General features: G+C 32.7%; 22 protein-coding genes and 1 tRNA gene. 13 read left to right on the top strand and 10 right to left on the bottom strand.

Annotated elements, in window-relative coordinates:
- Positions 1-1,301: 1,301 nt before the first annotated feature.
- The 4 genes from B0A58_RS09480 to dnaA are packed head-to-tail and all read right to left on the bottom strand — an operon-like array spanning position 1,302 to position 4,685.
- Entirely contained in the window at positions 1,302-2,183 is an 882-nt protein-coding gene (locus B0A58_RS09480) for an SDR family oxidoreductase (RefSeq protein WP_165766318.1), read from the bottom strand.
- A 59-nt stretch (positions 2,184-2,242) separates the two neighbouring features.
- On the bottom strand, positions 2,243-2,728 hold the full coding sequence (locus B0A58_RS09475) for a hypothetical protein (protein WP_089080856.1): 486 nt from the start codon (positions 2,726-2,728) through the stop codon (positions 2,243-2,245).
- A 6-nt stretch (positions 2,729-2,734) separates the two neighbouring features.
- Complete coding sequence (locus B0A58_RS09470; RefSeq protein WP_089080855.1) at positions 2,735-3,202, bottom strand: low molecular weight protein-tyrosine-phosphatase; 468 nt, start codon at positions 3,200-3,202, stop codon at positions 2,735-2,737.
- Between the two features lie 55 nt (positions 3,203-3,257).
- Positions 3,258-4,685, bottom strand: coding sequence for a chromosomal replication initiator protein DnaA (gene dnaA / locus B0A58_RS09465; protein ID WP_014083101.1), 1,428 nt, complete (start codon positions 4,683-4,685; stop codon positions 3,258-3,260).
- 187 nt (positions 4,686-4,872) lie between these two features.
- Here dnaA and B0A58_RS09460 point away from each other — a divergent pair, with 187 nt between their 5' ends.
- The gene (locus B0A58_RS09460; protein ID WP_089080854.1) at positions 4,873-5,283 is read left to right on the top strand and encodes an acyl-CoA thioesterase; all 411 of its coding nucleotides are present in this window, start codon (positions 4,873-4,875) and stop codon (positions 5,281-5,283) included.
- Here the strand turns inward: B0A58_RS09460 and B0A58_RS09455 are convergent.
- From B0A58_RS09455 to ribD, 3 genes are read right to left on the bottom strand one after another with little or no spacing between them, the layout of a single operon-like run.
- The gene (locus tag B0A58_RS09455; protein WP_089080853.1) at positions 5,280-5,894 is read right to left on the bottom strand and encodes an IMPACT family protein; all 615 of its coding nucleotides are present in this window, start codon (positions 5,892-5,894) and stop codon (positions 5,280-5,282) included. The two genes, B0A58_RS09460 and B0A58_RS09455, sit on opposite strands and share 4 nt — an antisense overlap.
- Positions 5,894-6,493, bottom strand: coding sequence for an HAD family hydrolase (locus B0A58_RS09450; RefSeq protein ID WP_089080852.1), 600 nt, complete (start codon positions 6,491-6,493; stop codon positions 5,894-5,896). The genes B0A58_RS09455 and B0A58_RS09450 overlap by 1 nt, the downstream gene beginning before the upstream one ends.
- Complete coding sequence (ribD, locus tag B0A58_RS09445) at positions 6,474-7,493, bottom strand: bifunctional diaminohydroxyphosphoribosylaminopyrimidine deaminase/5-amino-6-(5-phosphoribosylamino)uracil reductase RibD (protein WP_089080851.1); 1,020 nt, start codon at positions 7,491-7,493, stop codon at positions 6,474-6,476. The genes B0A58_RS09450 and ribD overlap by 20 nt, the downstream gene beginning before the upstream one ends.
- 155 nt (positions 7,494-7,648) lie before the next feature.
- Here ribD and B0A58_RS09440 point away from each other — a divergent pair, with 155 nt between their 5' ends.
- The 7 genes from B0A58_RS09440 (at position 7,649) to B0A58_RS09410 (ending at position 14,908) form a co-directional block, all read left to right on the top strand.
- Positions 7,649-8,128, top strand: coding sequence for a GNAT family N-acetyltransferase (locus B0A58_RS09440; protein ID WP_089080850.1), 480 nt, complete (start codon positions 7,649-7,651; stop codon positions 8,126-8,128).
- A 13-nt stretch (positions 8,129-8,141) separates the two neighbouring features.
- Positions 8,142-8,987, top strand: a complete 846-nt coding sequence (gene prmC / locus B0A58_RS09435) for a peptide chain release factor N(5)-glutamine methyltransferase (protein ID WP_089080849.1) — start codon at positions 8,142-8,144, stop codon at positions 8,985-8,987.
- 9 nt (positions 8,988-8,996) lie between these two features.
- Positions 8,997-9,611, top strand: a complete 615-nt coding sequence (locus B0A58_RS09430) for an FMN-binding negative transcriptional regulator (RefSeq protein WP_089080848.1) — start codon at positions 8,997-8,999, stop codon at positions 9,609-9,611.
- A gap of 87 nt (positions 9,612-9,698) precedes the next feature.
- Entirely contained in the window at positions 9,699-10,802 is a 1,104-nt protein-coding gene (locus B0A58_RS09425; protein ID WP_089080847.1) for a glycosyltransferase, read from the top strand.
- Positions 10,793-11,344 carry an RNA polymerase sigma factor gene (locus B0A58_RS09420; protein ID WP_089080846.1) on the top strand — a complete coding sequence of 184 codons (552 nt, stop codon included), beginning with the start codon at positions 10,793-10,795 and terminating at the stop codon, positions 11,342-11,344. The genes B0A58_RS09425 and B0A58_RS09420 overlap by 10 nt, the downstream gene beginning before the upstream one ends.
- Before the next feature lie 131 nt (positions 11,345-11,475).
- A complete protein-coding gene (locus tag B0A58_RS09415; protein WP_089080845.1) occupies positions 11,476-12,816 on the top strand; it encodes a deoxyguanosinetriphosphate triphosphohydrolase in 1,341 nt (446 codons plus the stop codon).
- 61 nt (positions 12,817-12,877) lie between these two features.
- On the top strand, positions 12,878-14,908 hold the full coding sequence (locus B0A58_RS09410) for a ComEC/Rec2 family competence protein (RefSeq protein WP_089080844.1): 2,031 nt from the start codon (positions 12,878-12,880) through the stop codon (positions 14,906-14,908).
- Between the two features lie 13 nt (positions 14,909-14,921).
- Here the strand turns inward: B0A58_RS09410 and B0A58_RS09405 are convergent, their stop codons facing one another.
- Positions 14,922-15,446, bottom strand: a complete 525-nt coding sequence (locus B0A58_RS09405; protein WP_089080843.1) for a thioredoxin family protein — start codon at positions 15,444-15,446, stop codon at positions 14,922-14,924.
- A gap of 390 nt (positions 15,447-15,836) precedes the next feature.
- On the opposite strand from B0A58_RS09405, the gene B0A58_RS09400 reads away from it, so the two are divergent.
- The 3 genes from B0A58_RS09400 (at position 15,837) to B0A58_RS09390 (ending at position 19,709) form a co-directional block, all read left to right on the top strand.
- Positions 15,837-16,337: a hypothetical protein gene (locus B0A58_RS09400; RefSeq protein ID WP_133063116.1), complete on the top strand. Its 501-nt coding sequence runs from the start codon at positions 15,837-15,839 to the stop codon at positions 16,335-16,337.
- A 58-nt stretch (positions 16,338-16,395) separates the two neighbouring features.
- Positions 16,396-17,541 (top strand): C10 family peptidase, encoded by a 1,146-nt coding sequence (locus B0A58_RS09395; protein WP_089080841.1) that lies wholly within the window; start codon positions 16,396-16,398, stop codon positions 17,539-17,541.
- Positions 17,542-17,756: 215 nt separating this feature from the next.
- The gene (locus tag B0A58_RS09390; RefSeq protein WP_133063115.1) at positions 17,757-19,709 is read left to right on the top strand and encodes a hypothetical protein; all 1,953 of its coding nucleotides are present in this window, start codon (positions 17,757-17,759) and stop codon (positions 19,707-19,709) included.
- A 148-nt stretch (positions 19,710-19,857) separates the two neighbouring features.
- Here B0A58_RS09390 and B0A58_RS09385 read toward each other — a convergent pair whose 3' ends face one another.
- Together B0A58_RS09385 and B0A58_RS09380 are read right to left on the bottom strand one after the other, a co-directional pair.
- Positions 19,858-20,895: a hypothetical protein gene (locus tag B0A58_RS09385; RefSeq protein WP_089080839.1), complete on the bottom strand. Its 1,038-nt coding sequence runs from the start codon at positions 20,893-20,895 to the stop codon at positions 19,858-19,860.
- Positions 20,896-21,019: 124 nt separating this feature from the next.
- A tRNA-Leu gene (locus B0A58_RS09380) sits at positions 21,020-21,099 on the bottom strand.
- Between the two features lie 214 nt (positions 21,100-21,313).
- Between B0A58_RS09380 and B0A58_RS09375 the strand changes: the two genes are divergently transcribed.
- Positions 21,314-22,255: a ribose-phosphate pyrophosphokinase gene (locus B0A58_RS09375; RefSeq protein ID WP_014083118.1), complete on the top strand. Its 942-nt coding sequence runs from the start codon at positions 21,314-21,316 to the stop codon at positions 22,253-22,255.
- A gap of 69 nt (positions 22,256-22,324) precedes the next feature.
- Positions 22,325-22,933, top strand: coding sequence for a 50S ribosomal protein L25/general stress protein Ctc (locus B0A58_RS09370; protein ID WP_014083119.1), 609 nt, complete (start codon positions 22,325-22,327; stop codon positions 22,931-22,933).
- The last annotated feature ends 80 nt before the right edge of the window (positions 22,934-23,013 follow it).

The raw sequence follows: 23,013 nt of genomic DNA, 5'->3' as shown, positions 1-23,013 counted from the left end.
TGTAAATAACTCGATAAATATATTTGGTATAAATTAAATTTCAATTAAAAATGATGATACAATGTTGTAAAAAAAATAACAATTTGAAAGTATTTGTTTTAAAAAACTGTTTTGTAAAAAAAATATGAATCTATTTAAATTAAATTAATATAAAAATAAAATTATGAAAAATGGCTTTAGAAAACGGTTTTGAACCCATTGTATGTTATTCAAAACCTCATTTTGAAAAAAAAGATGTTTTATATAGTATCGTCAAATGGTGATGGTGGCAAAAAAATCTAAATTATGAAAAACAGTCGTCATTTTTTTTAAATTTGTAAAACCAAAAGTTGCATTTGTTTGTTGAATCTAGCAATTTAAACTTAGTGTTTTTAAATAATAACTTACAATATTGAAATGTGTTTATTGTTAAATAATTAAAATTTTATGAAAAAACACACAAATGACCTAAAAACTATGGTTGAGGTTATAATTTTTGCATTGTTATGGTTTATAGGCACAACATTGGATAGCCCAATTGTTACCATTATTAGTTTTTTATTTTTTATTTGTTATATCAACTTTATGAGCAGTATTGTTACAAAAAGGGGAGGGTGTATTATGTCCTTTATCCTACTAAAAATGATTGCTATTCAAAAATAACTTTATTGATATTAGGAAGCATACTTTTGGTTTCATCTATTGTTATTGTTGTAACAAAAAATAGCCATCAATATGCAATAATTAGTTTTGTATTTGGCTTGCTTTTATTTTTAAATGGTCTATTTGATTTACCAAAAGGGGTAGCTGATAATCTGTAACGGCATATTGATAATATCTGGGATAAATGAAAAAATAAACCTTCAAAACCTTAAAGAAATTAACATTTTCAAGGATAGAATCCTTCTTTCTGATGACAATGACAGCGTCAAACGGGTAGATAATGTAGCCATAGATTTTGTATCGTCAAAGGTAATGGAAAAGTATATTTTAGAAAACACTCAGAATTTTGATTTAATGGTTATTAACAATCTTCTGTAGTAGCATTTTGATTATTTAACGTAAAGTCGTTTATATATGGGACGATTTGTTGTCCAAAAATTACTACTTTGACCAAGATTTGATACAAGTGAGTCTGTTTTTCGTTTAATGAAATATTATTGCAATGATAATTTATAAAAAAAACACAGTGATTACTGTGTTTTTTAATATCGGTTTTTTAAAATAATTAATCTTATATTTATAAATTATACATTTTTTTCAGTATTGTATGCGTATAAATAAAAAGTTGAGAAAGGTAAATATGGTACAACTGTTTTTTATCAACTTCCTTTTTTGGCTTTGATCATGGCTTCGAGCATGTCCCACATTTCAGCAGGAATTTGTTCCAAAATATTAAACTGCCCCGCTCCTTGTAGCCATTCGCCTCCATCAATAACCACAACTTCGCCATTAATATAAGCTGAAAAATCAGATACCAAATAAGCTGCAAGGTTGGCTAACTCTTGATGGTCGCCCACCCTACGGAGAGGAACTTTTTTCGACATATCAAATTTTTCTGCTAAATCACCTGGAAGCAATCTGTCCCAAGCCCCTTTTGTTGGAAATGGGCCTGGTGCTATGGCATTGGATCGAATACCATATTTGGCCCACTCTACGGCCAAACTTTTTGTCATGGCTAATACACCTGCTTTTGCGGTAGCACTTGGCACTACATAGCCCGATCCAGTAAAAGCATAGGTAGTAACGATATTTAGGATGCTCACATTGGTTTGTTTGGCTTGTATCCAATGTTTGCCAAAAGCAAGCGTACAATTTTTGGAGCCTTTCAACACGATGTCTATAATGGTATCAAAGGCATTGGCCGAAAGCCTTTCGGTAGGCGATATAAAATTTCCTGCAGCATTATTTAAAAGCACATCTACTTTGCCAAAGGTTTTTAGCACTTCTTGCAACATGTTTTCTACTTGGTCATAGTGGCGTACGTCGCAAGCAATTGCCAAACATTTGCCAGCAGTTTTACTTTCAAGTTCTTGAGCTGTTTTTTGAAGTTTTTCAATATCTCTGGAAGTAATGGCTACAGCAGCACCAAGTTCTAAAAAATATTGTGTCATGGCTTTGCCAAGTCCGCTGCCACCACCCGTAACTACTATAACTTTGCCTGAAAACGCATCGTCTCTAAGCATTTTTGCTGAATAATTAATCATCTTATTGGATTTAGTATTTCAACAAAATTAGGTCTTTTTTTTTAAATATTATTAAATTAAGGCATTATTTCTTCAGCATCTGAAATCACAAAGTGTTTTTTAAAATAAGCATCAAAACAATCTAGGTTTGCAAAATTTTTGGGTGTGTTTATAAATGAGGTGTTTTTACCCCTTTTCAAAACAAAATCTTCCAAATGGTTATTGGTGTTGTTATCGCCTTCGCTTTCAAATACAATATCACTTACTTCAACAGTATAGCTGCCGTTTTGGGTTGTTACTTTAAAATTAAAATCAAAATATTGTTCCGTATAAAAACTACTGCCTTTGCAAGTACAATTTACTTTGTTTGATTTGCCAGCATTTTCGTTTTTACGAATAAAATACCGAGGATTGTTTTTGGCAATGGCCGTTAGCACTTGCTGTTCTGCTGTTTTAAAGGTTGTTTTCCAAGTTAATCGGCCTTCATTTACAGTAAAATGTTTGTTTTGAGCCTGACTATTTTCAATGACAAATAGTGAAATTACAAGTATAAAGTATTTCATTTTCAATTATTTAGCGGATTGCGTTAGTTGTTTTGCAATGGCAGTTGTAGCCTCATCAAGTAGTTGGAATACCTTTTCAAAACCGTGCATTCCATCATAATAAGGGTCTGGCACTTCGTGGTTTTGATTGGGGTAAATGGCATTCAAAATCAACGAAACCTTTTGTTGATAGGTTTTGTTTGTAGTAAGGCCTAAAATGTTTGTCAAATTGGTTTTGTCCATTACAAAAATATGGTCAAATGTTTCAAAATCGGCCTCTTGAAATTGTCTTGCGCTTTGTTGGCTAATGTCTATGTTGTATTTTGCAGCCACTTCTATAGATCGTTTGTCGGGTTTTTGTCCTGTATGCCAATGTCCAGTACCAGCCGAATCTACTTCAAATACTTCGGATGGTAACTTGGATTTTAATAGGCCTTCTGCCAATGGCGACCGGCAAATATTGCCTAAACAGATCATCAATACGTTGGTTTTCATAGTGTTAATTATGCTATTTTAATACATAAAGGATAAAATAGGTATTGGAACATTTTTATAAAGACAATTTTTTATTGATTTCATCTACATATTTTTTAAACTCTTTGTCTGTAGAGAGTAAGTTGTCCACCGTTTTGCAAGCATGTAACACTGTTGCATGATCCCTATCGCCAATTTGTGAACCAATATTGGCTAACGATGACTTGGTATATTTTTTTGCAAAAAACATGGCCAATTGTCTTGCTTGTACAACATGACGTTTTCTGGTTTTGGATTGTAATGTAGGTAAATCGATTTGAAAATATTCTGTAATGGTTTTTTGAATAAAATCAATTGAAATTTCTTTTTTTACATTTTTAACAAATTTTTCAACTACATTTTTAGCCAAATCTAAATTGACTTCTTTCTTGTTGAGTGTAGATTGTGCTATCAATTGAATTAATGCACCTTCTAGTTCTCTTACGTTTACTTTGATGTTTTTTGCTAAAAATTCAATAATATCTTTTGGAATTTCTACGCCATCTCGGTATAACAAATAGTTTAAAATGGCTACTCTGGTTTCAAAATCGGGTTGGTGAATTTCTGCAGACAAACCCCATTTGAATCGAGAGAGCAATCGTTGTTCAATGTCTTGTAAATCAACGGGTGCTTTGTCTGAAGTTAAAATAACTTGTTTGTGGTTTTGATGCAAATAATTAAAAATATGGAAAAACACATCTTGTGTACCAGATTTTCCCGAAAAATACTGTACATCGTCAATAATCAATACATCTATCAATTGGTAAAAATGTATAAAATCATTACGATTATTTTTACGAACTGCATCAATATATTGTTGCGTAAAAATTTCGGCCGAAATGTACAATACGGTTTTTTCTGGAAATTTTTCTTTAATTTCAACCCCAATTGCATGAGCCAAATGCGTTTTTCCTAAACCATTTCCGCCAAAAAACAACAACGGATTGAATGAAGTACCGCCAGGTTTATTGGCAACTGCCAATCCTGCGGAGCGAGCCAAGCGGTTGGATTCTCCCTCCATAAAATTATCAAAAGTATAATTGATATTGAGTTGCGACTCTATTTTAAGGTTTCTAATGCCTGGAATTACAAATGGGTTTTTAAGTTCGGGATTCAAACTTTTTGTTGGGGTGTCCACTTCTTGAGCCTTGAGGGCTGCCCTGTTCATACTTGGCAATTGTTCCGTAAATGGTTTTTTGTTTCCCAAAGTTTGCTCCATCTTGATTTTATAGAGTAACTTTGCGTTTTTTCCGAGTTCTTTGGTAAGGGCAACTTTTAACAATTCAACATAATGTCCTTCTAGCCATTCGTAAAAAAATTTACTTGGCACTTGAATGTACAATGCGTTGTCAGTTAATTCTACTGCGTTAATTGGTTCAAACCAAGTTTTAAATGCTTGATCTGGAATGTTGTCTTTTATAAATACCAGACAATTTTCCCATACCGATTGAGCAGTTTTGTTCATAATAGATAGATTGAATTATTATTTTATTTTTTTTAAAATCGTTAATAAATAGGCTAATTTTTTGGTTATTTTTGGGGTAACAAATATGTGAACAATTTTCTGTTTAAAAAAATAAATAGGGATTGTTTTTTTAAAAAAAATGTTGTAAAGAATCATTAAAATTAATGTTGAATTTAAAAATAAATTTATGCCAGTACACGAAGTACAAGTTAGAGTTAGATACTCCGAAACCGACCAAATGGGGGTTGTTTATCACGGTAATTATATACCATATTTTGAAATTGGAAGAGTAGAATGGCTTAGAAATCAGGGGGTTTCGTATAAAAGTCTAGAAGAAAGCGGTATTGCATTGCCAATTGTATCCATGACACTCAATTATAAAAAACCTGCCCGATATGACGACTTGCTAACCATCAAAACCAAGTTCAAAAGTCAGTCGTCTGTTAAGATAGAATTTGATTGTGAAATTTGGAGCGAAGCCCATGAGTTATTAACAACGGCACAGTTTATTTTGGTATTTGTCGATCTAAAAACTGGTCGTCCAACAGCTCCTCCCGATGCTATTGCTCATATTTTAGCCCAATATAACAACCTTTAATTCGGGTCTGTTGAACGAATGTCTATTTCAAACAGTTGATTAAAAATGTCGAATATTGCTTCGGCATTTTTTTTTCGGGTAGCTATTTCTATCTCACAACTCATGTCCATTTTTTGAGCTATTACATCTAAGTTTTTTTCTTTGATTATCCGCATTACCCGATTCATGTTTTTGTAATCAAACGAAATGATATAATGTATATTTATGGTTTTTTCAACTATTTCAGCCGATTCAAGGCTCATTTGTGCCGCTGTTTTATAAGCAGCCATAAGCCCCCCAACGCCTAATTTTATTCCGCCAAAAATGCGTACTATCACTATCAATATATTGGTTAATTGGTGCGATTGTATTTGTCCATATATAGGCAAACCCGCACTATTACTAGGCTCGCCATCATCATGAGCCCTAAAATAGGGCACTGCTGTTCCTATTTGAAAAGCATAACAAAAATGAACCGCATGAGGGTGTTTTTTTCGCAATGGTGCTATGTGTTTTTTTACATCGTCTTCATTTTGTATGGGAAAAGCATAGCCATAAAACTTACTGTTTTTTTCCTTAAATAATACCTCTTGCGATGGATTTGTAATTGTTTTATAGGTATCTGAAGTCATTATTGTAAATTTTTTTCAAATAATGATACCACATCTTCTTGCCCTACTTGCAAGTTCCAAACGCTAATACCCAACTGGGCTGCTGCATCGGTATTGGCTTTTTTGTCATCTATAAATAACGTTTTTTTGGGATTCAAACCATTGTCTTGTAATACATGTTGGTATATTTCCAAATCGGGTTTTCTCATTTTAAGGTCAAAAGAAAAATAAATTTTTTTAAAACATTGGTAAAATTCTTTTACAAATGTTGCGGGTGTTTGGCTTTCAAAATAGGCAATATGTATGGCATCGGTATTGGATAATAAGTACAAATCATAGTTTTGACTTAATTTTTTTAAAAAATCCAATCGATAGGTTGGGAAATCGCCCAAAATGGTATTCCATGCTGCTTTAATGTCGGATAAACTTGCATTTGGAATGTGTTTTTGAAATGTTTCTAAAAATGTTAGCTCGTCTATAGTGCCTTTTTCAAAAGCATCGTTGGCCGATGTTATGATGTTTTCATAATTTTGTAAACCTAATTTTTCAAAGGCAAGTTGGGTTTGTCTTCTATTCAAATTGATGAGTACATCGCCAAAATCAAAAATGATTGCTGTCATGATTATAACCAATTAAAAGTTCGTCTTCTAAAATATATTGTTTTTCAAAATGAATAGTGTTCAAATAAGGTGCTTTTGTGCCTTTGCCAAAAATTGTAGTCCCTTTAAAAATTCGGGCTTCGTCCCACAAATTGGCTTCAATAAAGGTGTTCAACGTTTGTAATCCGCCTTCTATAATTACGGATTGGATGTTTTTTTGATATAAAAAATGGGCCATCTGCGGTGCAATAGATTGACTAAAATCCAAGTCGTTTGCTGTAATTATTATTGTTGGTGCGGCTCCATCCATAATGTTTGAAGTAGCTGGAATACGCTGTTTTTGGTCTAATGCAATTCTAATGGGTTGATTTCCAGTCCAGTCTCGAGCCGTAAGTTGCGGATTGTCCATCAACACTGTTTGAGTTCCCACTAATATACTTTGCTCCTCGGTTCGCCATTTATGCACCCATTGTCGGGACATTTCATTGGTTATCCACACGGGTTGCCCCAACTCTTGGTGTGCAGGTGCTAAAAAACCGTCTCGACTCTCGGCCCATTTCAATATAATGTATGGTCGATGCCGTTTATGAAACAAAAAAAAACGTTTGTTGAGGGCATTGCAAGCTTTTTCTAATACACCAACTGTAACATTTCTACCTGCTTCAACCAATTTTTTTATGCCATTGCCCGACACTTTTGCAAATGGATCTACGGTGCCAATAACAATATTGGGAATCTTTTTAGCAATAATCAAATCAGCACAAGGAGGTGTTTTTCCAAAATGACTACAAGGCTCCAAACTAACATAAATAGTAGCTTTTGATAATAATTCAGTGTTTTTTACAGATTGGATAGCCATCACTTCTGCATGTGCTTCGCCCGCTTTTTGATGCCAACCTTCGCCAATTATCCGATCTTCAAAAACAATGACACTACCAACCAATGGATTAGGATATGTTGTTCCTAAACCCCTTTGGGCTAGTTGAACGCACCTATTCATATATTTTTCGTGTGTTTTCATTCGTATAAAATGTATTGTTTTGCAACCATCAATAAGTAATCGTTTTTTAATAAAATGGTGTTTGCTTGTGCAAACTTGTTGCTGATGGCGTTTTCTTTTGGCAAAATTAGTTATTTTTGTCAAAAAATGGAAGCTAATTTTAAGAATTAAAAAACATGATACAGCTTAGAGCTATTTTGCCAAAAGACAATCCAGAAGTTAAAGCCATTGTTCAACAGGTACTCATGGAAATGGGAGCACCCAAAGTGGGAACTGCTTATGCCGACCCCTTTTTAGGATCGATGTATGAAAACTACAACAAACCACGCCATGCTTATTTTGTGATAGAAAGCAACAGTCAAATTATTGGTTGTGCGGGTGTTGGCCAGCTAGAAGGGGCTATTGAAACAGTATGTGAATTGCAAAAAATGTACTTTTTGCCACAAGCCAGAGGCAAAGGTTTGGGTACTCAAATGATGCAACTTTGTTTGGAGCAAGCAAAAGCTTTTGGATACGAAAAATGTTATTTGGAAACCATGCCCTATATGCAAGATGCTCAAAAATTGTATTTAAAATCGGGATTTACCTATTTGGACCAACCCATGGGCTGCACGGGTCACACCTCTTGCCCCGTTTGGATGATCAAAGCGTTATAATTTTTTGAACAATATGAAAATAAAAGAATATCAATCGTTTTTTCATGAGTCATTAAAAGGGCTATATGATGCAATGGAAATAGAGCATTTTTTTTACTTGATTTTAGAACAAAAACGACAGCTCCGCAGGGTCGATTTGGCACTAGAACCACATTTGACTTTTTCTGCTATTGAAATTAAGGAGTGGCATATCATTTTGGACCAACTCTTACAACAAAAACCCATTCAATATATTTTGGGAACTACTTCCTTTTATGGCATGGATTTTTTGGTTAATGAAAATGTTTTGATTCCAAGGCCAGAAACGGAAGAATTGGTAGATTTAATTTTGAAAAAGAATCCTTCAAAAGCATCCTTCAAAATATTAGATGTTGGTACAGGATCGGGGTGTATTGCTATTGCACTTGCAAAGAATAGACTTCATTATCAGGTTACAGCCCTTGATGTTTCTGAAAAAGCTTTGACAATAGCACAACAAAATGCGACTTCAAATGGGGTGTCCATTCAGTTTTGGCATCAAAATATTTTAGATTGTGATGATTTGGGGCAAAATTTTGACATCATTGTATCAAATCCCCCTTATGTAAGACAACTTGAAAAAGCCGAAATGCACCAAAATGTTTTAGGCTACGAACCCGCTTTAGCCTTATTTGTTTCAGATGAAAAACCATTAGTATTTTATGAAAAAATAACGCAATTGGCACAAAAAAACCTTACACCTGAAGGTCAGTTGTTTTTTGAAATTAACCAATATTTAGGGCCTGAAATGGTGGTTTTATTGGAACAGTATCATTTTCAAAACGTAACGCTCTTAAAAGATATTTATGGAAATGAAAGAATCATTTATGGCACTAAATAATATGTAACTATGTATATACCAGAAATTTACAAAAACGAGAATCAACAAGAAATTGCCCAGTTTATAGCTGACAACGGATTTGCAATTTTAATTAATCAAACCAATGGCAAACCATGGGCAACGCACGTTCCGCTTTTGCAAACCGAAAACGAACAAGGGGAACCGGTATTGGTAGGGCACTTGTCTAAAGGGAACCCTCAAGCCAAACAATTTAAAGAGGATGAATTGGTTTTGGCTGTTTTTTCAGGGTCTCACTGTTATATTTCCTCTTCGTGGTACGACCACGAAAATGTGCCAACATGGAATTATGAAGCCGTGCATGTATATGGAAAAGTTAGGGTTTTGGACGATAAAAAAGGATTGGAAATCCTGAAAAAACTAGTTGATAAATACGAAAAAAACAGCGAAAACCCTATTCGAGTTGAAAATTTATCGCCAAGAACCATGATGGAAGCTCGGGGCATAACCAGTTTTGAAATAGCCATTACGGCAATAGAAGCAGTTCATAAAATGTCGCAAAACCGGGATGCAGCAAATAAAAAACGAATTATTCAAGAATTAGAAAAAACCAACGATCCACAAGCCCATTTGGTGGCACAAAAAATAAAGCAATGCCCTTTTTAATTTTTTTAAAAAAACAGCTTAAATGAAGCCTAATAATGAGTAATTTTGTATTTTTGCCCTGCTTTTTCAAAAGTTTATAAAACTATTATGGATGTAATTTTTTTCTTGTTTATAGCGGTTATTGTTATTCAGTTTTCATATTATGTTATCGTATTTGGAAAATTTGTATTTGCCAAAAAAACAACACTTTCGCCCAAAAAAGTTGCCGTTTCGGTGCTTGTATGTGCCAAAAATGAAGCTGAAAATGTCAAAAAATTCATTCCTTTATTAATCAATCAGGATTACCCTGATTACGAAATTGTATTGATAGACGATGATTCAAATGACGACACCCTCGATATTTTTGAAGGTTTTGAAAAGGAAAATCCTAAAATTAAACTCGTAAAAGTTGCCAATGTAGAAGCCTTTTGGGGCAACAAAAAATATGCCCTAACCTTAGGCATCAAAGCAGCCAAGAATGATTATTTGTTATTTACAGATGCCGATTGCTACCCAAAAACAACCCATTGGATTACTGAAATGACAGCACATTTTGAGCCTGAAAAAACTATAGTTTTAGGCTATGGAGGTTATGAAACAATGGAAGGATCGTTTTTAAATAAAATCATCCGATTGGAAACTGTATTAACAGCCACCCAATATTTTTCGTGGGCCAAATGGGGCAAACCCTATATGGGAGTGGGGCGGAATATGGCCTACCATCGGTCGGAATTTTTCAATCAAAATGGGTTTATTAATCATATCAAATTGCGTTCGGGCGATGATGATTTGTTTATAAACGAAGCAGCTACTGCCAACAACACTGCAATATGTTGTACAGAAGGCAGTTTTACATATTCAAAACCCAAAAACTCCTTTGCATCCTGGATTTTTCAAAAACGAAGACATTTGACCACCGCTACCTATTACAAACCGTTTGACAAATTGCAATTGGGCTTATTTTATTGCTCGCAATTGCTGTTTTTTATTTTGTCGATCATTTTGTTAGCTGTATCATTTCAATGGCAAATAGTATTAGGATTGATCACTTTTAGGTATTTATCAGCTTGGTTATCAATAGGTTATGCTACAAAAAAACTCAAAGAAAAAGAAATAATATTATGGTTTCCCATACTTGAAGTGGCATTGATAGTAGCACAATTGCATATTTTTTTATCAAATTTAATTTCAAAACCCATCCGTTGGAAATAAAAACCCACATCGAAAAAGCTCAAAATGGCGATCAAGTAAGTTTTACTTTTTTGCTAGATCATTATTGGAACGAAGTATATGGTTTTATGCTAAAACGTACAGAAAATGAAACCGATGCCGAAGATATAGCCATTGAAACATTTTCAAAAGCATTTGATAAAATAGCGACATATAATACAGAATATCAATTTAATACATGGTTAATTGCCATTGCAAAAAATGTGCATATTGATATGCTTCGCAAAAAAAAATCAGCCCATTTTATCGAAATTTCAGAACACGAAAACCAACAAGCTTACAATGTGGCCGATACCACACCCTCTGCCGAAGATGAATTGATTACGGAACAAAATTTATCAAGATTGTTACAGTTTATTAAAGAATTGAAACCTCATTATCAGGAGGTGATTCAATTACGGTATTTTCAAGAAATGAGTTATCAAGAAATTGCAGATCAACTCAATGAACCCCTTAATAATGTGAAAATCAAAATTTTGAGAGCAAAAAAATTATTATTGGAAGTAATTGAAAATAAAAAATAGATTTTTAATGTCGAAATAACAAAAATGTTAATAGAAGTGTCATGATACCTTGAATGATTTTGTCATTACAGGTTTCATATAAAGGGGCATTACAACATCAACTACTGATTTTATAACTAAAAAAAAATGCTATGAATTGGGAACAATTACTTTCTTTAAAACGCTTTGGCGATACTACCAAACGCTTGAGGATAGAACAAGACGATACACGAAATGGATTTGAAGTGGACTATGACCGCATCATTTTTTCGGCTGCCTTTAGAAGTTTGCAAGACAAAACACAAGTAATACCATTATCTAAAACAGATTTTGTTCATACACGACTTACACATAGTTTAGAAGTATCTGTTGTTGGAAGGTCGATTGGTCGATTGGTAGGTAAAAAAATTATTGAAAAACATCCTTATTTACAAAAAGTTTATGGCTATCAACCAGACGATTTTGGAGCCATAGTTGCTGCTGCCTCATTAGCACATGATATTGGAAATCCTCCATTTGGACATTCGGGAGAAAAAGCCATAGGCGAATATTTTTCTATTGGCAATGGGCAACAATTTAAAAAACAGTTGGATGACAAACAATGGCAAGATTTGATTGATTTTGAAGGAAATGCCAACGGTTTTTCGGTGCTTACGGCTAGTAGGCCTGGAATTTCAGGAAGTTTACGACTTACGTATGCCGTTTTGGGGGCTTTTATGAAATATCCAAAAGAGAGTTTACCCAAAAAACCTACACCACATATTGCCGACAAAAAATATGGTTTTTTTCAAAATGATAAAGCTTTTTTTAAAGAAATAGCTCAGGAGTTAGGCCTTATGGCTAACAAAACAGGTCGAGATATTGGATTTGAGCGGCATCCGTTGGCTTATTTGGTTGAAGCTGCAGACGATATTTGCTATACCATTATTGACTTTGAAGACGGTATCAATTTAGGCGTTATATCTGAAGATTATGCTTTAGAATATTTAATTAAATTAGTTAAAAACACAATTGATGTATCAAAATACAATACATTAACTACAAAAGAAGATCGAATTAGCTATTTGAGAGCATTGGCCATTGGCAATTTAATTTCAGATGCTGTTCGGGTGTTTATAGACCATGAAGCGTCTATTTTAGAAGGTAAATTTCCGTTTTCGCTTATGGACAAAAGCCTTTATAAAGCCCAAATGAATGATATCATTCAATTGAGTGTCAAAAATATTTATCAAAGTAGAGAAGTTGTAGAAAAAGAAATTGTAGGCTATAAAATTATTCAAACTCTTTTAGATAAGTTTATAGTAGCATTTAATAATCAATACGAAGGAAAAAGCTCTAGTTATGACGAACTTGTATTGCAACTTTTACCAGAAAAATACCATTTAGAAAAACATTCTCTATATGAAAGATTATTACATATTTGTCATTTTATATCTCTTTTGACAGATGGAAATGCTTTGAAAATATTTGAAAAAATAAATGGAAAAATGTAAATAGTAGTTATTGTATATTTAAAATAATTCTTATTTTTGAAATTATTTTAAGTCTATAACCATGAAATTTCTTGATTTTCCGTTAGCTAGAATTACATTGTTTTTTGTATTTGGAGTTTTTTGTTCACAATTTTTTCAACTTTCTCTGCCTTCTATTGGGGTTTTGTTGCTTTGTTGTTTTGTTTTATTGTGTATAACATTTTATTTATCAAATAAAGATGTGTTTCAGAAAATGTATTTTGGCCTTTGTGTTGTGTGGATGGCATTTTGGATAGGATTTGGCACGGTTATGTTGCATAACGAAAATAATTACAAAAGACATTTTACACACAATGTTATTTCTGCAGAAAAAGACCATTTTTTAGAATTTAAAATTGCCGAAAAAATAAAATCCTCAACAAATTACAACCGATATGTTGGTCAGATGCAGCAAATAAATGGTCAATCGTGTTTTGGAAAATTCATTGTCAATATCAGTAAAGACAGCGTTTCGGATATAGAATTTCAAGTAGGTACGACAATTAAAGTGCATGCAGCCATTTCGAATGTTCAAAAAACAAAAAATCCCAGCACGTTTGATTATGCTCAATATTTGAAAAACAAACAAATTTATGGTCAAATATTTATTTCGTTACCCATAATACAATACCAGTCAAAACCTACAAAAAGTATATCTTACTATGCTCAATCTATTCGAGATCATATTGAAAAAAACCTATACACCAATGGGTTGAGAGGAAATGATTTGGCTGTTGTAATGGCATTAATATTAGGACAGCAACAAGACATTTCGCAAGAGTTGGTTCAGGATTATCAAGCGGCAGGTGCCGTACATATCTTGTCGGTTTCAGGTTTACACGTAGGGCTCATCATGTGGTTTATCACGTTTATTTTGAGTCCCATCTCAAACACACCCCAAGGCCGATTTACAAAGCTAATTGTCTTGCTTTTGATGTTGTGGGCTTATGGTTTTTTAGCTGGTTTTGCCCCCTCCATTTTGCGGTCGGTGGTCATGTTTTCATTTGTTGCTGTAGGAAAATATTTGGGCAGAGGCGTTAATTTTTATCATACTTTATTGGTGTCTATGTTACTCATTTTATTGTATGACCCATTTTTTTTGTTTGATATTGGCTTTCAATTAAGTTATATTTCGTTGTTTTTTATTGTATGGATGCAACCCTTGTGGGATTCTGTTTGGGAACCTCAAAATCCATACCTCAAAAAATATTTCTGGGACGTTTTTACTGTTTCTACCTCGGCACAGTTGGGCACTTTTCCATTAAGCTTGTATTATTTTCATCAATTTCCAGCGCTTTTTTTGGTTACAAACTTGTTGGTTTTGCCATTAATTGCTATTTGTATGGCTATTGGTGTCCCTGTTTTGATAATGGCCGCATGTAATTTTGTGTCGCATTTTTGGCTCATGATTTTGAAATTTTTCATAGCATTACTCAACCAAATCATCAGTTGGGTTGCCTCATTTGAAACGTTTGTGTTTTCTAATATCCCTTTGCATAAATGGGTGATGCTTTCCTTGTATTTGATGCTTGTAACTTGGATAATTTGTTTCAAAAAAAGGCACTTCAAAACTATAAGAGCTGGGTTGATCAGTATTTTAATTTTTCAATTGACTTTGTTTTATACCAAATACCATTTGACTTCAAATGCAGAAATGGTTGTATTTGATACCTGGAAACAAAGTATAGTTGTATGCAAGTACCAGCACGATTTGAAGTGTTATATGTCTGATACTATTAATAAAAAAAGCTTTAATCTTGTACAAAATTATGCAATGGATCATTATTGTAATATAAAAAATAAAAATATACTTCCTGATGTGTTAAGTTTTAATAACAAAAAAATATTTATACTACAAAATGATAAGTATTATCCTGAAATAGCACCAGATATTTTGTTGTTAGTACATTCGCCCAAAGTCAATTTAGAAAGATACTTGTTGTATTGTAAGCCCAAAATGGTGGTTGCAGATGGGTCTAACTACAAATCGGCAATTCAAATATGGAAGCAAACCTGCCAAAAAGCCAAAATCCCTTTTCATGCCACTGCCGAAAAGGGATATTTTAAACTTTAGTTTGAAATCAGCTTTATTTTTTCTTGTTTTTCTTTTCTTGTTTTTTGTCTTTTTTGGTGGCTTTTTGAACTTTTTTAGTGTTATTTTTCAAAATCTCTTCAGCTCCTTTCAACCATTCTGAAGGGCCGCCTGCTACGTAACCTGTTTTGCCAATTTGTTCAAAATTAATTTTCCCTTCTTTCAAAGAGGCATTGGCAAAACAAATAGTAGGATAACCTTGTATGCCAAAAACTTGTTGCAGTTGTTGGTTTTGAGCCTTTATTTGATCTGTTTGTGGTGTTCGTCTTGGGTAATCCAATTCTACCAAAACTACATTTTCTTTTGCCCAAGTGGCAAATTCAGGGGTTTTCAAAACCTCTTTTTGCAATCGGATGCACCACCCACACCAGTCGCTACCGGTAAAAAACATCAACATAGGTTTGTTGGTTTTATTGGACACTTCAATGGCTTTATCGATACTGGTTTCCCAAAATAATTCTTGAGACTGTCCGATAATTGTTGTTAAAAATAAGATTAAGGATAAAATTTGTTTCTTCATGTTTGTTTTTATTTGAGTTCAAGTTCCTATGCAAAGTTCAAAAGTACAAAAAAAAATGTTTTTAAAACAATTCATGTCGTTTTTTATTTGTTGTATAAACATTGCCAAAAATAGGCATATAAGCAACAAATAGACCTTTTCAATTATTGGTTTGAATACTATAATGAACAAAAATAGTTAATATGCAAAATGGATAGATTAAAATAGAATAAATACAAGAAAAATTTGGTTTTGACATTAAAATTGACATCAAAGTACCGTTGTCTCAAAACAAAGTACCATTGTCTCAAAACATTTTTTAACAGCAAGTAACTGTAATAGTTTTGGTGAAAATTTATAACGGGAAGCCGAAAACGAACAGAGTAGGCAACATTAAAAAAATATTTTATTATGAAAATAATTAAATTAAAACAAATTTTCTTAGGCTTGGTACTTCTGCTAAGTTTAGGGATGTGGGGTCAAAAAAATGCTAGTAAAGATTCCATTATTTTAAAATCGGCATCAGAATTCAAAAATGCCATTAAAAAAATTAAAGCGCCTGATTACCCTAATGGGAATTGTTTTTCAGTAACCATCAGCAGAAGTGGCGGTCGATTATCAAATGGCGGTTATTGGGTGAGTATGTTTAGAAAAGAAATTAAACTTACTATTCAAAATGGTTGGAATTTAAGACCAACTAACTGGCCTTCAAACATTAGGGTAATTAGTTCAACAAGTGTTGGGAACATCCATACTTATGTGTTAGAATCAACTGTTACTGGAACGTTTAATTTACCAATAATGTTACAAAACAGTTCAGATTATCCTTGTTATGGGAATATTGAAATTTACTTGCAAGCCGAAGCACAATTACTAAAGAAAACAATGGATACAAGCCCGAGAACTCCATAACAAATATAATAACAATTAGTTAAAACATAAAAAATAACATTAAAATATATATTTTATAATGCAAAAAATCAAAATAAAACAAATTTTATTAGGCTTGTTAATGTTATTGAGTCTTGGGATGTGGGGGCAAAATGTTTCGGTTAATGAAGCAGAAAAAGTAGCTTCCAATTTTTTAAAATTAATAAATCCAAAATCAACATTTGTAATTTCAAACGCCGAGGAAATTAAAGATGATGAAGGTAGTTTGATGTACTTTTTTAAGGTTAATGATGGATTTGTTATTGTTGCAAATGATAAAAAAGCATTTCCAATTTTGGCATATAATGAAAATAAAAATTTTGCAACACTTGCAAGTACAAACAATGAATTTCAATTTTGGCTATCTGAATTAAAAAAACAGATTAGAGTTTTAAAACAAGGCATTTCTGCACCAACATTAAACAAGCCAGCTGAAATATGGAATGATTTATTATTAAATTCAACTAAAATCAAGTTGATTTCAAACTTAAAAGGCTGTCCTTTATCTTTAAATACAGAAACATATAATCAAAAGCAACCTTACAATTCGTTATGTCCACAAAGTGCTCAAGGGGTAAGGGCTGTAACAGGTTGTGTTGCTACAGCAATGTCTGAAATTATGGATTATTATAATTATCCAGCAAAAGGCAATGGACAAGTTACTTGGAATGATACTTCAACAGATGTTGTGGGTAATTTAACATTTAATTTATCTGATCAAAATTATAATTGGAATAATGTGTCAGATATGGATAAAGCAAAGATAAGTTATCATGCTGGCTTGGCAGTCAATATGAATTATGGGACAATCTCCTCGGGTGCTACTCTTGGGAATTTAAGAAATGCTTTAGTTAATAATTTTAGATTTAGCAGCGCAACTATAGTTCCTCGTAGTACAAATGGGATTTCAAATTGGTATAGTATTTTAAAAGCTGAAATATGTAACAATAGACCTGTAATATATACGGGTGTAGGCAATGTTGGTGGACATGCTTGGGTTGCTGATGGTGTAGTTAGTTTTACAATTAGATTTTGGACTTTCAATACTACAATAGACACGCCTTTTGCGTATATGAATTGGGGATGGGGAGGCGCTTTTAATGGTTATTATTATTTAGACAATATTGTAGCTAATAATGTGTATAACTTCAATACAAATCAATCTATTGTAAAAATAGTAAAGTAATTTTAAAAATCACTAATTTTAATAGTTGTTTATTATTAAATTTATATAATAATATTTTTATTAATATTAGTTTGTTAATATGAATTTTATTTAGCAAGTGTGTAGATTTTGTATTTTTTTATCACAATTCAATCATTATTTAAAAATTTTAAGAAAAAAGAATATCGGGAAGCCGAAAACGAACAGAGTAGGCAACATTAAAAAAATATTTTATTATGAAAACAATTAAAATAAAACAAATTTTCCTGAGCATGTTCATGTTATTGAGCCTTGGGACGTGGGGGCAGAATCAATGGTTTTTTGGAAGTGGCGCAGGTTTAGATTTTACAAACGCAAGTTCTTCAAATCCACCTGTATTTTTAAGTGGTAATTTGATGCAAGCTATGGAAGGTTGTGCAATGGGTTTTGATATGAACAAAAAAATTGTGATATACACAGACGGTAGAGATGTTTGGTGGATTAATAATGGAGTACATACTTTGATAACAAATTCAACTAATAGATTGAAAAGCTCAACTTCATCAACAAATGCCGCTACGATTGTTCCTATTAATTGTAATACGTATGTTATTTTTACAGTCAATATGAGGGATCAAAACGACACATTAATTGCAAAAAACAGTTTGTATTATAGCATCGTTACATTAAATGGGAATTTGTTGCCTACAATTTCAAATCCACAATATTTATATGGTGATGCTAGTACTAATATCATATTTTCAGAGAAATTAGCTGTCTATAAAATGTCAAATAAAAATGAATATTGGATCGTTGTACATAACTTTTCGGATAAATCTAACGTAGATGCAAATACTTTTATTTCATTTAAAGTAGATTCAAATATTATAAATACTAGACCTACTGCTATTTTGAGTAATGCCGGACAACATCATCGAACTGATTTTTTTGATGGAGTCGGTCAAATGAAAATCTCTCAAAAAGGAAATCTTATTGCTTATGCAAATAAGAATTATGTAGAAATTTTCAAATTTAATGTACAAAATGGAAAAGTTGAGGCACGAAGTGAACCTAGTATGGTGTTTAGAGCTGGTAATAATTATGGAGTTGAATTTTCAAAGGATGAAAGTTTACTCTACTATTCCAATTTAGATTCTCAAGCTAATGGAGGTATTTATAAAGTTCCGTTAAACAATGTCTCAGGACAAACAAGGCTCAATGTAAATTCAACAGGTTCAGTATATAATTATGGTGCCCTTCAATTTGGACCTGACGATGCTTTATATTGTGGGAAAGGTGCCGCAGGTAATGAAAAAAACGAATATATTTTACGAATTGTTAATCCGGCCGATGCAAATCCTTTATACAGTCTTGTTAAAGTGATTAATGGAACACCGTCTTCAACCAACAGGGTATTGATTGGTTTGCCAACAATAATTGTCAATCAAGACGTTTGTAATGGTTCAGACACGACTACTCCAGTTGGTGCAGACTGTAACTGTTGGAAGCCTATTGGAACAAAATACAATGGTTTGGATTTAGATAAATTAGGTGTGATCACCCCTTTCTTAATAGATAAAAACAATTCTGTGTCGATAGCAGACAAGCAAGTTTTAGATGTCGCTTTAAATCATGTATATCCAGAATATGTTAGAGATAGCAATAATAACCTAAATATCAGATTTGTTTTTGCCATGAGACCTGATTTAAAATCTTATTTAGAAAGTTATCTACGTTATTTAAATGGTACTTTTAAATGTGTCAATATGATAAGGGTGTCTTATTCTATTAACGATGTTACAGGGGTTACAGGATTGCCAAACGGAACGGAAATTACACCACCTTATAATTTGGAAATGTATATCGATATTAATGGCATTATATCTTACAACAATGTTGCTGCCTGGAATTCATATACCTTTATGTCATACAACCTTAACAATGTTACCGTAAGTTCGCTGCCTCAAATTGGCAAGGAATACAAAACAGGCATTACCATTGTTGCTCTATCTAGAGGAGGTACAAACGATTTTGAAGATACCAAAAAATGTGGATTCAACTGGGAGTGTTCAACTGTTCAGGCCTTTTATTCTTGGGTGCCAAGCTCCAAAAAAATGATTATGAGTACAATAGGAAATTCTAATTCGTCTTTTTATGAAGTTTTAGATAAAAACAATAAAGTACTAAAAACGTTTGCTCCAAAAAAATAAATTTGATTTGTTAAATAACGAGTTCACTGTATATTAAACGAAAAAGCGGCCCTATTTTGGAGCCGCTTTTTATATTTACCATCATATTTTTTTAAATTCATTTTAATAAGGAATAATAAAATATTTAAAAAAGTTGGAATAAGTTAGTTCATTGTTTTTTTTTATTTATTTGGCTCAATAGTTTTTTAATTAATTTATCTTTTTCTTCTAAAACTTTATCTTTTTCTTCTAAAACTTTATCTTTTTCTTCTAAAACTTTATCTTTTTCTTCTAAAACTTTATCTTTTTCTTCTAAAACTTTATCTTTTTCTTCTAAAATTTTATCTTTTTTTTCTAAAACTTTATCTTTTTCTTCTAAAATTTTTTCTTTGTCTTTTATTCTTTGAAGCAACTCTCTTTCTTTATCTTCAAACATTGCATTGACAGTTCGCCAAGCTTCTTGTTCTATTTCAATTCTTTTTCGATCTTCAGGATTTATACCTGTATAATGTAAAATATCGGTCATTATTTTTACGTCTTCCGAGACTGTTGGGTGTTGAAATTGCTTGGTTATTTTATTATCATCCAAAAAATTGTTTTGTTCAAAAACACTTAGCAATTGATCTAATTTGGTTTGATAGCGGTTTGTAATTCGATTTACTTGGACTATAAAACTATCGTGAGTTAATTTTTCTACAAAATCTGATTTTTTATCAATAATTTTACTGTTAACTAAATCTTTATAATTTCGTTCTACTTTGATACAAGCAGTTTGAATTTCTGGCAAATTAAAGCCCAATATATAAATAGTAGTTATAGGTAAAGCATTGTTTTCGTGATTAACTTTATCTTCTTTTTTATATTGTTCGCCCAAATATCGTCTAAATCGCATCAAATCAATTTGGTTTTTTGCCTTTTGAATTTCAATCAACACTTTTTTATATTCGCCAGTTGCTGTTTTTATAGTGGCAATAAAATCCAACCGATACACCCATATATTGTATCTTTTTTGAATCCGCTCTGCTATAATTTCGTTTGCTTTGGGGTCGTTTTCTTCAAATTCTCCCTTATATGTATATTCTTGTGGTTTAACTTCTACTTTTGTTATCTGTTCATCAAGTAAAGTTCCAATGAAAAACTTTGCTACTCGCTCATTTTCCATCATTCGTTTAAAAACGGTGTCGTAAATTGGATTGGCAATTATCATATTTTATCATTTGAGTAGCAAAAATAATAAAATTATTATCAAAAAATGCTCTAAAATTAGAATTTTAAAAAAAAATGAAATAAAAAAAAGCTTCTAAATCAACAGAAATAGAAGCTTTTTAAAGTACCCGGAGCCGGAGTCGAACCGGCACGGTTTCCCACAGGTGTTTGAGACCAGCGCGTCTACCAATTCCGCCATCCGGGCTTAGCAGACAAACATAACAAAAGTTATGCTAAACGCAATAAAAGAAATATTTATAATAAAATATTTTTTCCTTTAACACGGTGCAAATGTATAAAATAAAATATATAAAACAAGAAAAAAAATGAAATTTTTTTAGTCTGTACTCAAAATTTATTCCTAAATTTGCACCGCATTAAAACACATCAACACTAACTCACTACAAAACAACACATTAATGTTACATCAAGAACCAGAAGCAAAAATATTTGCTTGCTCGCAAAGTGTACATCTAGCCGAACAAATTGCCCAACATTATGGAGCAACATTGGGCAAAGTTACATTTTCGGTTTATAGCGATGGCGAATTTCAGCCATCTTACGAAGAATCCATAAGAGGTTTGAGGGTTTTTATCGTATGTTCAACTTTTCCAAATGCCGATAATTTGATGGAATTGTTATTGATGATAGATGCCGCAAAAAGAGCCTCAGCCCGACATATAACAGCGGTTATTCCTTATTTTGGTTGGGCCAGACAAGACCGTAAAGACAAACCTCGGGTGCCTATTGGTGCAAAACTAACAGCAAAACTGTTAGAAGCAGCAGGAGCAACTAGAATCATGACGATGGATTTACATGCCGATCAGATTCAAGGTTTTTTTGAAAAACCTGTGGATCATTTGTATGCTTCTACTATCTTTTTGCCTTATGTAGAAAGTTTAAATTTGAGCGATCTTACTATTGCTTCGCCAGATATGGGAGGTTCTAAAAGAGCTTATGCTTATTCTAAATTTTTGAAATCGGACGTGGTGATTTGTTACAAACAACGTAAAATTGCCAATGTAATTGACTCGATGGAATTGATAGGAGAGGTAAAGGGCAAAAATGTTATTTTGGTGGACGACATGATTGATACAGGTGGCACACTAGCAAAGGCAGCCGACCTGATGATTGCAAAAGGGGCATTGAGCGTTAGGGCTATATGTACACATGCTATCTTATCGGGTGATGCTTATGAAAAAATAGAAAACTCGCAATTGAGTGAATTGATTGTTACAGATTCTATTCCGCTAAAAAAAGCGTCAAATAAAATTAAAGTGGTGAGTTGTGCACCATTATTTGCAGAGGTTATGCAAATGGTTCAAAACAACAACTCAATTAGCAACAAATTTTTGATGTAAAATCAAGAATATTATTTCGAGATATTGAAATAAAAAACAAGTAATTATTAACTATTTATATATTTTACAATGAAATCGATTACAATTAAAGGATCAGAAAGAGAAAGCGTGGGCAAAGTTGCTACAAAAGCCTTACGTAATGCTGGAGCGGTTCCTTGCGTGTTATACGGAGGAAATCAAGCAGTTCATTTCTCGGCAGAAGAAAAAGCTTTTAAAAACTTGGTTTATACTCCAAACGCACACACTGTTGTGATTGAATTGGAAGGTAAATCGTACAATGCTATTCTACAAGATATTCAAGTGCATCCTGTATCAGACAAAATTTTGCACATTGACTTTTTTCAATTGTTTGACGACAAAGAAATTACAATGGAAGTACCAGTAAAAATTGTAGGTACATCAAAAGGTGTTTTGGCTGGAGGTGTTTTGCGTTTAAACACTCGTAAACTGAAAGTGAAGGCATTGCCAGCACATCTTCCTGATTTTGTTGAAGCAGATATTACGCCACTTGAAATGGGTAATAAATTGTATGTTACAAAATTGGCAACAAACAATTATAAATTGATGCACCCAGATAATACGGTTGTATGTCAGGTAAGAATTTCTCGTGCGGCAATGAAAGCAGCTCAAGAAGCAGCAAAAGCAGCAAAAGCTCCTGCAAAAGGAAAGAAAAAATAATAGCAATATCCCATTTTTTCAAAAGTCAAAGGGCAACAAATTTTTTGTTGCCCTTTTGTTTTGGTTATACCAAATATATT

It is taken from the genome of Flavobacterium branchiophilum NBRC 15030 = ATCC 35035 (assembly GCF_002217205.1).
Lineage (GTDB): Bacteria > Bacteroidota > Bacteroidia > Flavobacteriales > Flavobacteriaceae > Flavobacterium > Flavobacterium branchiophilum.
Note: the sequence above shows the minus strand (reverse complement) of the source record. Positions and strands in the feature narration are given on the sequence as shown.